14 protein-coding genes are annotated in these 13,393 nt (G+C 63.6%); 7 read left to right on the forward strand and 7 right to left on the reverse strand.

Features of this window, described 5'->3' with window-relative positions:
- The coding region (locus tag ABD833_RS03570) for a transposase (protein ID WP_345071031.1) at positions 1-287 on the forward strand (287 nt) is incomplete at its 5' end.
- A gap of 189 nt (positions 288-476) precedes the next feature.
- Here the strand turns inward: ABD833_RS03570 and ABD833_RS03575 are convergent.
- Positions 477-2,933 carry an erythromycin esterase family protein gene (locus ABD833_RS03575; RefSeq protein ID WP_345071033.1) on the reverse strand — a complete coding sequence of 819 codons (2,457 nt, stop codon included), beginning with the start codon at positions 2,931-2,933 and terminating at the stop codon, positions 477-479.
- Positions 2,934-3,392: 459 nt separating this feature from the next.
- Complete coding sequence (locus ABD833_RS03580) at positions 3,393-4,196, reverse strand: penicillin-binding transpeptidase domain-containing protein (RefSeq protein WP_345071034.1); 804 nt, start codon at positions 4,194-4,196, stop codon at positions 3,393-3,395.
- A gap of 331 nt (positions 4,197-4,527) precedes the next feature.
- On the opposite strand from ABD833_RS03580, the gene ABD833_RS03585 reads away from it, so the two are divergent.
- The 4 genes from ABD833_RS03585 to ABD833_RS03600 all read left to right on the forward strand — a co-directional run bounded on the left by ABD833_RS03585 (position 4,528) and on the right by ABD833_RS03600 (position 7,297).
- Positions 4,528-4,770, forward strand: coding sequence for a hypothetical protein (locus ABD833_RS03585; protein ID WP_345071035.1), 243 nt, complete (start codon positions 4,528-4,530; stop codon positions 4,768-4,770).
- A 143-nt stretch (positions 4,771-4,913) separates the two neighbouring features.
- Positions 4,914-5,318, forward strand: coding sequence for a DUF983 domain-containing protein (locus ABD833_RS03590; RefSeq protein WP_345071036.1), 405 nt, complete (start codon positions 4,914-4,916; stop codon positions 5,316-5,318).
- 87 nt (positions 5,319-5,405) lie between these two features.
- On the forward strand, positions 5,406-6,830 hold the full coding sequence (locus ABD833_RS03595; protein ID WP_345071037.1) for an alpha-amylase family glycosyl hydrolase: 1,425 nt from the start codon (positions 5,406-5,408) through the stop codon (positions 6,828-6,830).
- A gap of 167 nt (positions 6,831-6,997) precedes the next feature.
- Positions 6,998-7,297 carry a hypothetical protein gene (locus ABD833_RS03600; protein ID WP_345071038.1) on the forward strand — a complete coding sequence of 100 codons (300 nt, stop codon included), beginning with the start codon at positions 6,998-7,000 and terminating at the stop codon, positions 7,295-7,297.
- A gap of 76 nt (positions 7,298-7,373) precedes the next feature.
- On the opposite strand, the gene ABD833_RS03605 is transcribed toward ABD833_RS03600, so the two are convergent.
- The 3 genes from ABD833_RS03605 to ABD833_RS03615 form a co-directional block, all read right to left on the reverse strand.
- Entirely contained in the window at positions 7,374-7,934 is a 561-nt protein-coding gene (locus ABD833_RS03605; RefSeq protein ID WP_345071039.1) for a YceI family protein, read from the reverse strand.
- Between the two features lie 65 nt (positions 7,935-7,999).
- Positions 8,000-8,512 (reverse strand): hypothetical protein, encoded by a 513-nt coding sequence (locus ABD833_RS03610; protein WP_345071041.1) that lies wholly within the window; start codon positions 8,510-8,512, stop codon positions 8,000-8,002.
- Positions 8,513-8,623: 111 nt separating this feature from the next.
- Positions 8,624-9,832, reverse strand: a complete 1,209-nt coding sequence (locus tag ABD833_RS03615; protein WP_345071042.1) for a helix-turn-helix domain-containing protein — start codon at positions 9,830-9,832, stop codon at positions 8,624-8,626.
- 269 nt (positions 9,833-10,101) lie between these two features.
- On the opposite strand from ABD833_RS03615, the gene ABD833_RS03620 reads away from it, so the two are divergent.
- Together ABD833_RS03620 and ABD833_RS03625 are read left to right on the forward strand one after the other, a co-directional pair.
- Positions 10,102-10,530 (forward strand): hypothetical protein, encoded by a 429-nt coding sequence (locus ABD833_RS03620; protein ID WP_345071043.1) that lies wholly within the window; start codon positions 10,102-10,104, stop codon positions 10,528-10,530.
- A gap of 88 nt (positions 10,531-10,618) precedes the next feature.
- Entirely contained in the window at positions 10,619-11,326 is a 708-nt protein-coding gene (locus tag ABD833_RS03625; RefSeq protein ID WP_345071044.1) for a DUF421 domain-containing protein, read from the forward strand.
- Between the two features lie 15 nt (positions 11,327-11,341).
- Here ABD833_RS03625 and ABD833_RS03630 read toward each other — a convergent pair whose 3' ends face one another.
- Both ABD833_RS03630 and ABD833_RS03635 read right to left on the reverse strand, forming a co-directional pair.
- Positions 11,342-12,532 (reverse strand): serine hydrolase domain-containing protein, encoded by a 1,191-nt coding sequence (locus ABD833_RS03630; RefSeq protein ID WP_345071045.1) that lies wholly within the window; start codon positions 12,530-12,532, stop codon positions 11,342-11,344.
- 232 nt (positions 12,533-12,764) lie between these two features.
- A complete protein-coding gene (locus tag ABD833_RS03635; RefSeq protein WP_345071046.1) occupies positions 12,765-13,331 on the reverse strand; it encodes a hypothetical protein in 567 nt (188 codons plus the stop codon).
- Positions 13,332-13,393 lie beyond the last annotated feature (62 nt).

Genomic DNA, 13,393 nt, shown 5'->3' on the forward strand with positions numbered 1-13,393 from the left:
GGGGGCAAGTCTGGGTCAAGGCCCTGGCTGAAGGGGAGTTTCTCTTTCTCTTTGGCACGGCCGGCCTGACTTCGCTGGGGCAGTTCTACGCCAAGCGCTGGACGATAGAGCAGTGCTTTCAAAATCTGAAAGAAAGGAGATTCAACCTGGAAAACAGCCACTTGCGCTCGCACGACAAGCTGCGCAAACTCGTCGCGCTCGTCAGCCTGGCCTATGCTTTTTGCCTGAGCGTGGGCCAGGCGACGGACCGGCGCACGCCAGTGGCGCATGGCACGAATGCGCCGTAAGAGCAAAGAAGAACGATGACCTTACGCGTCCCTTTAGGCAATCGTAAAGAGGGTAGCGAAAACGAACGTTAAGACTACCACTCGCGCCATTATCTCAGATATTTAACTACTTAACAAGGTGTTAATCATGAAAACAGGCTCTAGTACCTCCGAGTCGGAGGTTCTGCCCTATTTGTTTAACAACACCCTTTATTTCTTTTCGGTCGGGAGCAACACCTGGTAGGTGTTCCAGAACTCGGCCCGGTAGGGCACTTTGCCGGCTGCTTCCAGCAGGTTGCCTTGCAGCACCTGTGGCTTGGTCAGCTCCACGCTGGTGGTGAGCATCTCGTGAATGTCCTGCCAGTGGTGTTTCTCTTGGCTGTCGCGCATTACGAAATCAAACGTTGACTCCCGCCGGGCGTATTTGAGGAAGTACGTGCCCTTCACTTCCTCGTACTGGTACACGTCGTGGTGTTTCAGGTAGTTCGTAAAGGGCTGCGTAAACCCGTAGCGTTTGAGGAACTTGGGCTTGCTCACTTCGTAGGGGCTGCGCGTGGTGAAGGCTTCGTACTTCACAACCGCGAAGTTCTCGGCATCGACATACACGGTGCCCACATAGGCATCAGCCGCCGGGTAGCCGTAGGGCGTGGTGAAGGCGCTGGGCCGGTTGCACACGAAGGCTACTGCGTACACCGACCGGCCGTTGTACTGCGTCTGGCCTTGCAGGGTGAGGGTGTACTTCGGCATCGTGCCGGCCTGGAGGGGGTTGCGGGTGGTCAGCACGGGGTCGTCGCTCCACAGCAGCCAGAAGTACGGCTGCTCCTTGTACTCCCACATGGTGGGGTCACCGGATTTGCGCTGCTGACGCAGTTGCAGAAAGCGGTAGCGGCTGGCGTGTTCCCAGCTGCCCCGGCGGTAGCCTTCCTGGTCGTAGAAGTCGAGCGCGCCTTCCTGCTGCACCCGCAGGGAGTCGTCGCGCCGGTACTGGGCCCGCGAATAAAGCTGCATGCTATGCGCCTGCTGGGGGTAGTTGGTCCCGATACGTTCGCGGGCCTTGGTCAGAATGGCCGCGGCGCTAAGCGGGGCCCGCACCAGCACGTCGCCCAGCATGTGGGCCTGTGGGGTGAGTGTCACGGCCAGCAGCACCCCGGCGGGCTGCCGGACCAGCGCCCGTCGCACCGTGGCGTAGCCGATGCAGGAAATCTGAAGGGTGTCGCGCGCGTGGGCCGTGGGCACAAACAGCGCAAACCCGCCGTCGAGGCCCGACACCGTGCCCGTGCCGGTGCCCCGGATGCCAATGCTGGCAAAGGAGACGGAGACGCCGGTTTTGGCGTCGCGCACCAGCCCCCGCAGCTGGTGGCCGGTTACGGGCACGGCCGCCACGGTTCCGGCCGCCAAGTTGTTGGTCGGGCGCATGGTTTGGGTGTAGAACAGGCCGTCGAACACTTCCGACCAGGGTGCCCGCGCGGGCAGATAGCCCAGCGGGGAGGCGTGGTAGCTGCCGGCGGACGTGCCGCGCAGGTTCACAAAGCCCGTGGCGCAGCCTCGCGCCCGAAACGCCTGCTCGATGCTGCCGGGCGGCGGCGTAGGCACCGGATAGAGGCGGGTGCTGTCGCCGGCCCGGCCGTAGGTGCCCTCGTAGGCCACGAAGCCCAGGGCATACACCCGGTTGCCCAGTTTTTCCTTCACCAGCCGCCCCATCGGCACGGCCCCGCCCAGCATGTGGCGCAGCGCGGCCGACGCGTCCTCGTCCGGCTCCCGGCGCTGCTGCACGGCCAATTGCTTCGCGTAGGCGGCCGTGGTGGCATCGTCCAGGTCGATGCGCTCCACCCGGTTGGCCAGGTGGTAGGAGGCGGCCCACACGATAATCTTCGGATGTTCGGGCTGTTGGGCCAGAAACAGCAGATTGTCGGCCATCTGCGCGTCGCGGTCGTTCTGGTTGGTCGGGGCCAGCTGGCGGCGGGCCTGGGCCTTCGCGTCCTGTTGCGACCGGGCCGCCATCTTTAGCCACTGCTGCCAGAACGCCGCCCGGCCGGCCTGGGCGGGGTATTGGGCCGCCACGTTGGCCAGCGACTTTCGGGTGCGGGCAAACCAGCGGGCCAGCGCCACGGTGTCGGCGGGGTGCAGCAGTTCTTGCTTGAAGTCGCCGCCCGAAAGCTCCGCCAGCAATTCCTGCGCGGGGTAAAAGTCAGCCTCGCGCCACTTCGTGCGCCGGTCCTGGGCCACGAAATCACGCAGCTCCGGCAATAGCAACTCGTGCGTGTACTCTCCAGAGAGCTGGCAATCGAAGCCCGCCACTTGTAGCTTAGGGTGCGTGCTCAGGTAGTCGGCCAGGGCCTTAAATTCCTGCGTGCCCGACCAGATGCCTTCGTACACCGAGTTTTGCAGCGTCGGCAGCACGGGCTTGCCCGCCGCTATTTCCCGGCGGGCTTTGTCCATGGCGTACAGGTCGCTCTCGAAGGCCAGCGTGGTGAAGCCCAACGAGTCGTGCAGGTAGCGAATCAGGTCGATTTTGGCTTCGAACGTCGTCGCGTCGTAGTGCGTCTGTTCGCCCAGCATCACCACGCGGGCATCGCCGATGGCCTGCCCCAGCGGCGTGTAGCGGTCGGGCGCAGCCGGGGCCAGGCAGTGCAGCGGCAGGGAGGGAAGAGGGTCATGTTTCGGCAAAGACTGCCCCCACGTCGATAATAGCCCTGCTCCCTGCACCAAAAGCACCAACACCAGCCGGGGCAGCAAATAATAACACCACTTTCTCATGCGTACCGCGTTGTTTCAGGCAAATTATCCAAGCAAATCCAGGCGGCTTTCGTCCCATTTTTCCTAAGTAGCGTCATAGCCTGTCCCATGAGCGAGTACGATGATTCCCGCCCTGCTGTGAAACGTGTCAATCGCCACTTAGCGTACTTTCACCACCGTAGTAAATGCCGTAGAGTAATTTTATTCCCCCGCTGTTGTAAGAAGGCCAGACAAGCCCTTTTACATACTGCAAACGGTCGTCTGAAACACGTAAAACCACGGCTTCGAAGGTCGTTTTCTGAGAGGACGCCATTAAGCGGCGAAAGGGGCGGGGGGTAAGGCGCCCCGTTGAACGACTCCTCGCTTACTGCTGCCCGACTACTTAAACTCTCAATTCGGCATCAGGCTCAGCTCGTGCAGCAGGCGCTCGGTGATTTCGCGGCGGCCCCGCAGGAACTGCTCGTTGGCATCCCTGCCGTCTTTGGGCTCCACGTTCAGGGCGAAGAAGTACACGTGGCCGGCCTGCTCCAGCCAGCCTACAAACCAGCCGTTGCTCATCTTGCCGCGCCGCGTTTTGCCCGTGGTGCCATACAGCGTCCAGTTGGGCGTGGCCTGCAGACGGAACAGGCTTTTGGTCAGCGCCTGGTTGTGCTCGGCGAAAGGCAGCTGCTGGTTGTAGAGCCGTCGCAGGAACGCCACCTGCTGAAACTGCGACACGCGCGACACGCCCGTCTGCCAGAAGCTGTCCAGCGTTTCGGGCACCACTACCATCATCCCGAACTTCAGACCGGCCAGCTGCTGGTGGAAGTTTTTCACCCCGATATCGTGGGCCAGCTGCTGAAAGCAGGGGCCGCACCGCGCCCGAATGGCCCGGCCAACCGCCATGGGCTGGTTCCAGGTGGAGTCGGGGCGCGGGGGGCCGGTGTAGGCAATCAGCTGAGTGGTATCGGCCAGCGCGCCGGTTTCCAGGCCGATGAGCACCGTGGGAATGTCGAACGTGCCCCCGGGCAGGAAGCCTTCGTTGCAGCGGGCCATGTTGTAGGCCGTGAAGCGGTTGGCCTGCTGGTCGTAGAGCAGGAACGAGCCGCGGACGCCATACTCGTCGAAATGCTTCTGAAAATTGCGTTCCGTAACCGCCTGAGCCACCGCCCCCGTCTGAATCAGTACCAGCGCAAAACCGAGCAGAAAACGCATGAACAGGAAGAAAATAAGGACTGACGACCAACCGGGTATCGGCTGACGAACGGGAGCGAAGGACGCCGTTCCGGGGGGGAGCGTTGCGCTCCGACCAGCCCGGGGCCCGAGCAGGAACAGCGCAATATAAGCGCCATTATCGTTTGGGTCCATCAGGCCGTACTACCTTGCCGGGGATCCTGCGGTCGGGCTCCGCTACATCCTCCAAAACTATCAGAGGACTTACGCAAAACCCTCCTGGTGCCATTTCACGCAGTGTTTCGCAGTGTTAAACCGCAGTGTTTCGCAGTGTTTAACGTCCTCGCACTGCGAAACACTGCGTGAAAGCATTTTGCGTAAGTCCTATATCCTGCAGAAACGCCCTCTCGGGCAATCTGACCTGCAGCTGGCGCCCCTGATGCTGGGCGGCAACGTGTTCGGCCGGACCGCCGACGGCTACCCGGCAGGGATGCCCGGCCTCACCGCGCCCATTGCCAGCGCCACCCGCCCGGAGCAGGTGCCGGAGCTGCTGAAAGCCCCCGAGCTGATGCTCAGCCCTGACGAACGTACCTTGTTAGGCCAGGCCGGCGCGTAGGCCCTTTGGGGGTGTTTGCCGGTCTGGGTGACGCCTGGTCGTAGCGCAACGCTGGCGGCTGACTACTCCGGAATTTCGGCTACCGGACCCGGCGGCGCGTAAACAGGCCGAGGCCGCCAGCACCCTTCTCTACTCTTGCTATTATGTCCCGAATAGATTCCACCGCCCTGGCTTTCCTCGACCTGCGCTGCCCGCGCTGCCACGAGGGCAAGCTTTTTACCACCCCGGCCCTCAGCCCGCGCTTTGCCCAGATGCCCGCGCACTGCCCGGTCTGCAACCAGGCCTACGAGCCGGAGCCGGGCTTTTACTGGGGCGCTATGTTCGTGAGCTACGGATTTTCGGTGGGCAGCTTTTTCATCGGCGGCGCGGCGGCCTACTACCTGTTCGATGACCCGCCCGTGTGGGTGTACATCCTGCTGGTCACGCTGCTCGTGCTGCTGTCTACGCCGCTGGTGCTGCGCTATTCCCGGGCCATCATGCTCTACCTGTTCGGCGGCATCAGCTACAACCCCGACGTGGCGAAGACCGCGCCGCAGCCCCGAGGCTGAAGCTGGCTTCAGTGCCCCCCCCGGCCGGCCGGCCATTCCGCGGCGCGGATTCCTGGTCGGCGCGGGCAAAAAATCGTTATTTGAGCCATGCCCTACCAGATTCTTTTCGCCTTCCTGCTGGCCGGACTGCTGCCGGCCTGCACTTCTACCCCGCCTCCCCGGCAGTGCGCCCCCACCCCGGCCGCCTACACCATCACCCCCCCGGAGTGGGCGCGCAACGCGAGCATCTACGAGGTAAATATCCGCCAGTACTCGCCGGAGGGCACGTTTAAGGCCTTTGAGCAGTCCTTGCCCCGCCTGCAGCGCATGGGCGTGGGCATTCTGTGGCTGATGCCGGTTCAGCCCATTGGCGAGCTGAACCGCAAGGGCACGCTCGGCAGCGGCTACTCCATCCGCGACTACCGGGCCGTGAACCCGGATATGGGCACCCTCGCCGACCTGCGCCACCTCATTGAGGCCGCCCACGCCCTGGGCCTGCACGTTATTCTGGACTGGGTGGGCAACCATACGGCCTGGGACAGTAAGCTGGCCACGGAACACCCCGGGTGGTTTACCAAAACGCCCCAGGGCAAGTTCCGCCCGCCGGTGTCCGACTGGCAGGACGTCATCGACCTCGACTACAGCAAGCCCGCCCTGCGCCAGTACATGCGCGAAGCCATGAGCTACTGGGTGCGCGACGTAGGCTTCGACGGCTTCCGCTGCGACGTGGCCGGACTGGTGCCCACCGATTTCTGGGTGGCGGCCCGCCAGGATCTGGAGCAGATCAAGCCCGTGTTCATGCTGGCCGAGTGGGACGAGCTGTTTCCGCCCACGTTTCTGCCGCCGGGCGAATTCGACCCCAACACTCACCTGCTGGAACAGGCTTTCGACATGACCTACGCCCTGCGCCTGCACGGCGTGCTCGACAGCATCGGCCAGCATAAGCTCCCGATGACGGCCCTCAACGGTTATCTGGCCCGGGAGCGGAAGAGGTATCCTCCCAGCGTGTACCTGATGACCTTCACCACCAGCCACGACATCAACTCCTGGGACGGCAGCGAGTACGAGCGGCTGGGGGCCAATGCCCTGCCCATGGCCGTGCTGACGGCCACGCTGCCCGGCATGCCCATGGTGTACAGCGGCCAGGAAGCGGGCCTGAAAAAGCGCCTTTCCTTCTTCGACAAAGACACTATTGCGTGGCATAACTACCCCCTGGCCGGCTTTTACACCAGGCTGCTCACCCTCAAAAAACAGCACCCGGCCCTGCTGAACGGTGACCCCTGCAGCCAGTTTGAGCCCCTGCCCACCGCCGGTTCGCCGGACGTATTTGCCTTCGTGCGCCGCAAGGATGCCGCCGCCGTGGTAGTAGCCGTGAACGTGGCTGATCAGGCCCGGGCCTTGCCGCTGGATAAACTAGCTGATGGCAGCTACCGGGAGCTGTTTACCGGCAAAATACTGCGCCTGAAGGCCGGCACGACCCTTTCCCTGCCCCCGCACGGCTACCAGGTCTACGAGCGGATACCGGAAAAATAGGCGAAGTCCCGTCGAGCCGGCAAGCCTGGACGCTGCTTTTTCGGCATGGCCCGGGAGCCTCAAGAATTGAGAAAGGCAACTGTTTCTCATCTGGTTTCGTTAGAGGCAACTCGAAAGCCGCTTCCCTATGGAAGCCGGCTCGTTGCTCACTGAAAAAGACAGATCCTATGAAAAAGCTCCTCGTTTTTGCCGCCTTGCTCACCGCCGGGGCCTATTCAGCCACTGCTCAGACCAGCACGACGACGACCAAGCAAACCACCACCACGCCGGCTACCCCGGTCATGACCACCCCGGTCATAACCACGCCGGTACTGACGCCTGCTCCAACGACGACGACCGTGGAATCGACCACGACCACTGTCAATCCGACCACTACGGTAACCCAGACGCCGGTGGTGCAGACGGTACCGACTGATGCCAAGGTGAAGGACAAGCGCAAAAAAACCAAGATCAAGCCCCAGGACTAGTTCTCCGGCAGTCCTGTACCAGGAAGAAAAATCCCCGGCCGCACCTGTTGCGCCCGGGGATTTTCGCGTGCGCCCTTTAGCGGGCCGGCGCGGCCTGCAGGTCGAAGGCCAGCTGAAAGTCGTTGCGGATGGCATAGCTGCCCAGATCCTGGAAGAAGCTGCTGGAATTGTAGTTGACCCCGAACTGGGTCCGGTCGATGCTGGCCGTGCCGCGTACCCGAACCGTGCCATCGGGCTGCCGCACGACGGTGATGGGGAAGCGCACAGGTTTGGTGATGCCCTTCAGCGTGAGCTGGCCCACCGCCTCGCCCCTGGTCACTTCGCGCAGTTGAAATACGGCGACGGGAAAGCGGGTCACGTCGAAAAAGTCCTCGTTGCGCAGGTGTTCCTGGAGGTTGGCATCGGCGTGGGTGATGCTGGCCATGTCGAACTCGAAGCGGCCGTTTTTCAGTCTGGTGCCGTCGTAGTCGAAGCTGCCGCGGCGCAGCTGGAGGGCGCCGGTGGGGGCCCAGCTGCCGGCCTCGGCGTGGCCGGTCCAGGTGAGGCGGCTGGCCGCGGGGCTGATCTGGTAGGAAGGAGCCACCGGCTGAAAAGCGAGGAGCAGGGTACTGAACAGAATGAGGCCGAGCGTTTTCATGCGTGAGGCGGGTAGGGTCATGCGGCATTCCTTGGCACGACGGTTGAAAAGAAATTGATCAGGGCTTAGCGGACGGTGGCTTCCGTTTCGATCAGGCCAAAGCCTTTATAGAGCTTGCCCGACGCGTCTTTGGCCAGAATGTACCACAGCGCATCACCCCCATACAGGCTTTTGGCGCTGCCGGCGTAGCGGTAGTTTTTGACGAAGGTGTAGGTAGCCCCCGGCTTCAGCTGCCCCTGCGGACAGTTGAAGAGCTCAGCAAACCCGGCGGGCGTTTCGGTGAGGTTAGCCTGCCAGCCCGCGGCACTGTACCAGATCAGGCTGCCGCACTCCACCACCTGCAGCGGCTCGCCCACCTCGTTGCGCACCATGGTGCGGTGCTTCCATACGTACTGCCCGGGCGTGGCCGGGTCCGGCTCGGGGTAGTTGGGGTTGGGCGTGTGCCAGAGCGTGAGCCCCACCGGTACCTGCCGGAGCTTATCGGGCAGCACGCGGGAGTGGTCGGTCCAGGCCGTTTGGGCGCGGCCGGCGGCGGAACTGAGCAGCAGCAGGGCCAGCCCTGGGAGAAAGTTTTTCATGACCATAATCGGTTAAGAGTACGGTCCAAAGATGGTGGGCCGGCCGGCCCCAAGCGCCCCGGATGCGGATTCAGGACGTCCCGAATCATGATGTGGGCGCAGGCGGCGCGCTTAGGCCGGGCGGTAGTCGCTGGGGGCCACGCCGGTGAGCTGCTTGAAGATGCGGTTGAACGTGGTTTTGGAGTTGAAGCCGCACTCGAAGGCAATGCCCAGCAACGTGAGCCGGGCCACCTCCGCGGGCTGGGCCAGGCGGCGCTTCACGGCTTCCACCCGGTAGCCATTCACCACGTCGTTGAAGGGCTTGCCGAACCCGTTGTTCACGGTGAAGGAAATCAGGCGCGGGGCCAGCCCCGTGTGCGCCGACAGCTCGGCCAGGGTCAGCGTCGGGTTCAGATACAGGTGGTCGTCTTCCAGCGCCCGCCGCAGCCGGGCCAGCACCGCCGGGTCCACGGCCGCCGGCTCGCGCGGCTCCGGCGCAACCACAGCAGCCCCTACTTCAGCCGCAAGGCGAGGAGCCGGGCGGGGAGCCGAACTCCCCGCATCAGCTCTTGCCCCCGGCGCCCCGTCCGCTTCGAGCAGGGTGGCTTCCTCGGGCCCAAAGTTTACGGCCTGCATATCGGCCTGCCGCAGGCCGACGACGCCGATGAGCAGCACCACGCCGCCCAGTAGCCAGGTGGAGTAGTCGTAGGTGTAGTAGATGCTGAAGAACTCGCGCAGCACCACTTCCCCGAGCCACTGCGCACTCACCACCGTCAGCACCAGCAGCAGCACGCGCAGCCAGGAAAGCCGGAGCTGGGAGATTTCGGAGAAGTTATCGGCCAGCCAGCGCTGGTAGCGGCGCAGGCGGCGCAAGCTCAGCCCCAGGTAGACAATCAGCGAAAGCCAGGTGCCGATAAACTCGATGCGGTAAGTGTAGGGCTCGTGGACCTGCTCCCAGAACCAGAGCCGGAAAGAGTAGGACTGAAAGCGCAGCCCCCAGTACAATGCCGCCTGGAGCAGCACCGGCGCAAAGTGCCAGCCGTAGGCCGCCCGCCATCGGAACTCGTGATTCACCAGGCTCTGCACGTAGAAGTACAGCAGCGGGCCGAAGGCAAACGAGTAGTAGATGGGCAGAAAATACCAGTCGGCATTCTGCCCGTACACGTTGGCCACCCGAAAAAAACCATCGAGCACCCACAGGGCAATAGCCAGCAGCAGCAGGGCCAGAAAGCGGTTGGGCACCTGGTTATAGCGGGCCAGCCCCAGCAGCGCGGCCGCGAATACGGCCTGGGCCAGCACGGCAAACAGCACTACGACATCGGGTGTTACGGTAACCTGCATCCGGCAAAGAACCATTTTTTTTCGCTTGGGTTATCCCTCATTTTCGGTTCTTCCGCTTACGGCCGAAACCGGCAGCCCCGCCTCGCCACCCGGCGCCGGGCCGGAGCCGAGCAGCCGGCACCGGCACCCCGGGAAACAAACCCGGTTTGCCGTTCTGCCCAGGCACCGGGAGCAGGGTTTTTACGTACCTTTTCATAGCCGAAAAAAACCGGTGGGAGCCTGTTTTTTCCGCTACCGCAATGCTCAGATTCTTACTACTCCCTTTGCTGGTGCTCCCCCTCCCCGGGCAGGCCCAGAACCGCCTGGCGGCCGCCGCTTCCCGCCAGTCCGTCGTGACCAGCTCCCGGGGGCAGGCGCTGACGGTATCGGGCGCGTGCGCCGTGCTCTACGCCCCCGACGCCGCGAAAATCAGCCATCTCAAGCAGCAGTACGGGGAAGCCAATTTCAATACCAGCGCCGGCGACAACCACGCTTACGTAGCCCGGTCGCGGGCCTATCTGCAGGGAAAGGGAATCCGCATTATCGAAACCACGGCCACCCAGCTGCGCTTCACCACTACGGGTGGAGCCCATACGGTGCTCGATCTGAGCAGCCCGGCCTACTCCTGGGGGCTGCTGCTGTTCAACGGCCGCACCGCGCCCCAGGAAGCCAACTTGGCCGACCCGGCCACGGACGTTCAGACGGTGATGAAAAAGTAAGGCGTACTGCCGTCGACATCCGGCAGGTTCAGCAACGCCGGCGGGCGGAGTTGCGTTAGGGAAGCACCTGTTTTCTTACCCCGTGTTGTTGGCCGCTGAAATCCTCCCCTTCGATTGGCAACGCATGCTGTTCTCGGACGATGCGCCCCCGCTGTTTTTGCTGGAAGTCGCGCTGCGCTGCCTGCTCACCTACGTCATGGTTATCGGGGCCCTGCGCGTGACGGGGCGGCGCGGGGTGCGGCAGCTGTCCATCTTCGAGCTGAGCATCATCCTGGCCCTGGGCTCCGCCGCCGGCGACACCATGCTCTACCACGACACGCCGCTGCTGCACGCGGCGCTGGTATTCGTGATGGTGACGGTTCTCTACCGCTTTTTCAACTGGCTCACGGAAAGGCTGCCCCGCTTTTCCGACTGGCTCGAGGGCGCGCCGGTGCTGCTGGTGGAGGATGGCCGCATCTGCCTCGCCGCCTTCCGCCGCCAGAACCTGACCCAGAAGGAGCTGTTCGGCGAGCTGCGGCAGATGCAGGTCGAACACTTAGGCCAGGTGCGCCGGGCCTACATCGAAGCCACCGGCGACATCAGCGCCTATTTTTATGCCAATGAGGATATGCGCCCCGGCCTGCCCATCTGGCCCGAGCGCCTGACCCAGGCGCGCCGCCGCGTGGAAGAACCCGGCCTTTACGCCTGCGCCACCTGCGGCCACGTGCTGAAATTGCCCCGCGGCGCAGTAGCCCGCTGCCCCGAGTGCCACGAAGACCAGTGGATTCCGGCCTGCGCGACGAAGCGCACCGCCTAAAGCCCCTGCGCGGGCTTATTCCGGCGGGTAATTGTAGGGCACGTAGTTCTCCCACTGCCACGGTGTAGTCCGGTCCCCGAGCAGCTTCTCCAGCAGCTCCCGGAATATCTTGTCGGCGTTGGAGCTGTTGCTCATCAGCAGCAGCCCTTTTTTGCGGTCCTGAAACACGACGCTGTGGTTTTCCCAGCCGTCATCGTGCCCCTCCTTGAAGTACGCCGGGCCGTAGGGCGACTCAAACGTACCCCACCCTAAGCCGTAAGCAAGCCGGATGGTGCGGTTGCTGTCGGGCGCGGCCACGGTAGCGAGTGGGCCGAACTGGGCCTGGTAGGGAATCCGTACCTGGGCCCGGGTCATTTCGGCCTTGGTAGCGGCGTTGAGGCCCCGGCCCTGCATCACGGCGGCCAGGAAGGCGGCGTAGTCAGCGGGCGTGGTTTCCAGGGAGCCGGCGGCCCCGGGCTTGGTCCGCTTACGCTTGCGCAGCGGCTGGCCCTGCTCGTCGTAGCCCAGAGCATAGTTCTGCTCGAAGGCCGGCTGCCACACGTAGCTGGTGCGCGTGAGGCCCAGGGGCCGGAAGATACGCTCGGCACTCAGCTCGGTCAGGCTTTTCTGCGTGATGGTTTCCACCACCAGCTGGAGCAGCTGCAGGCCTTCCCCGGAGTACCAGTACTGGGTGCCGGGCGCAAACTTAAACCGCAGCTTTTCGTCGGGTTCCAGCCAGCGCCAGTTGGGCAGGCCGGTGGTATGAGTCAGGCACTGGCGGGCCGTGAGCTGCCGCCACCGCGCGTCAGCGGCCAGGTCCTGGTAGCCTTCGTACTCGGGCAGGGGCTTGGTCAGATACTGCTGCAGAGGCCGGTCGAGGTCGAGGCGCTGTTCCTGCACCAGCTGCATGACCAGGTAGGCAAACACGGCTTTGCTGAACGAAGCCCCGTACATGGCCGTGCTGGTTTCCAGCGGGGCGCGGGTTTCCAGGTTACGGTAGCCGTAGGCTTTCAGGTAGCGCACCTTGTTGTCTTCCAGCAAGGCCACCGCCAGCCCCGGCACCCGGGCCGAATCCATCAGCCGCCGCACGAGCCGGTCGATTTCCGGACCGCGTAGCTTGCGGCCATCCAGGGTGTGAAAGGTAGGATTGGCCTGCGCCCCGGCCCTGGCCGACAGCAGCAATAGCAACAGGCCAGCCAGCAGCCAGCCAGCAAGAAGGGTTTTCATAGCGCCGCAGGTTGAATCCGGGGCCAAGGAAATCAATTTGACCGATAGTATGGTCCGCCTCGACTGGCTAGGGGCTGCTCCGCCCCAGACAGCTAGGTGCCGGAAATCCGGTACGCCAGCCCCAGCCGGAACACCTGCGAGTATACTTTGCCGCTGCCCACGCTTCCCTCCCGGTAGTCGTTCAGCCCCTGCGAATAGCCTACTGACAGGCCGGTACGCTTATAGTAAGCCGTCAGGTTGAGGCGGACGCGCCCGTCGAAGTTGGGCCGGGCACCCAGTCGGCGGTGTAGGTTACGCCCTGCCCCGTCTTCGCCTCTCCAGCTTCCCGGTTGCGGAGCAGGATGCCCAGTTCCGGACCAGCCGTCAGATCCACCGCCAGAGCTTTGACGGCAAACCGGCGCCCCAAAAACGGGTGCACGTTGATAAAGTAATGCGCAAAGCGGATGTGCCCCGCAGTGCTGATACCCGCGTCACTGTCGGTAAAGACGTTGGCAATCTGTACCCGGCTGCGCAGGGCTTCGTACCCGGCCTGCACCCCGAACAGGCTGCGTCTGGTTCCCACGCGCTGCACCTGAGTGGCCGCGCCGTAGCTCAGGCCGGGCTGCCGGACGTAGGGATTTATAGTATAAGCTGATGATCGGGCAGACGGAGGCGGAGCAACAATGATGGACGTGGCGGTGCTGCCCGTGCCCCGGAACGCAGCCAGCCCGGAGGTGAGGTGGCCGGAGAATTCGGTTTGCTGGCCGTAGCCGAGGTGGGCGGCCAGCAGGCTTAGCGTCAGCAGAGGAATATTTTTCATAGTAGCGAATGGTCGACGGGTAGCTTCAAAAGGAGCCGTAGTTCCCCGGCAAAGGTTGTCCG

Source organism: Hymenobacter fastidiosus (assembly GCF_039539565.1).
In the GTDB taxonomy this organism is placed as follows: Bacteria; Bacteroidota; Bacteroidia; order Cytophagales; family Hymenobacteraceae; genus Hymenobacter; species Hymenobacter fastidiosus.

Coding starts and splice junctions, on each gene's coding strand:
- ABD833_RS03580 (WP_345071034.1), bottom strand. CDS start 4,196: ATGCGTTTTCTGCTCGGTTTTGCGCTGGTACTGATTCAGACGGGGGCG.
- ABD833_RS03590 (WP_345071036.1), top strand. CDS start 4,914: ATGTCCCGAATAGATTCCACCGCCCTGGCTTTCCTCGACCTGCGCTGC.
- ABD833_RS03595 (WP_345071037.1), top strand. CDS start 5,406: ATGCCCTACCAGATTCTTTTCGCCTTCCTGCTGGCCGGACTGCTGCCG.
- ABD833_RS03600 (WP_345071038.1), top strand. CDS start 6,998: ATGAAAAAGCTCCTCGTTTTTGCCGCCTTGCTCACCGCCGGGGCCTAT.
- ABD833_RS03605 (WP_345071039.1), bottom strand. CDS start 7,934: ATGAAAACGCTCGGCCTCATTCTGTTCAGTACCCTGCTCCTCGCTTTT.
- ABD833_RS03610 (WP_345071041.1), bottom strand. CDS start 8,512: ATGAAAAACTTTCTCCCAGGGCTGGCCCTGCTGCTGCTCAGTTCCGCC.
- ABD833_RS03615 (WP_345071042.1), bottom strand. CDS start 9,832: ATGCAGGTTACCGTAACACCCGATGTCGTAGTGCTGTTTGCCGTGCTG.
- ABD833_RS03630 (WP_345071045.1), bottom strand. CDS start 12,532: ATGAAAACCCTTCTTGCTGGCTGGCTGCTGGCTGGCCTGTTGCTATTG.
- ABD833_RS03635 (WP_345071046.1), bottom strand. CDS start 13,331: ATGAAAAATATTCCTCTGCTGACGCTAAGCCTGCTGGCCGCCCACCTC.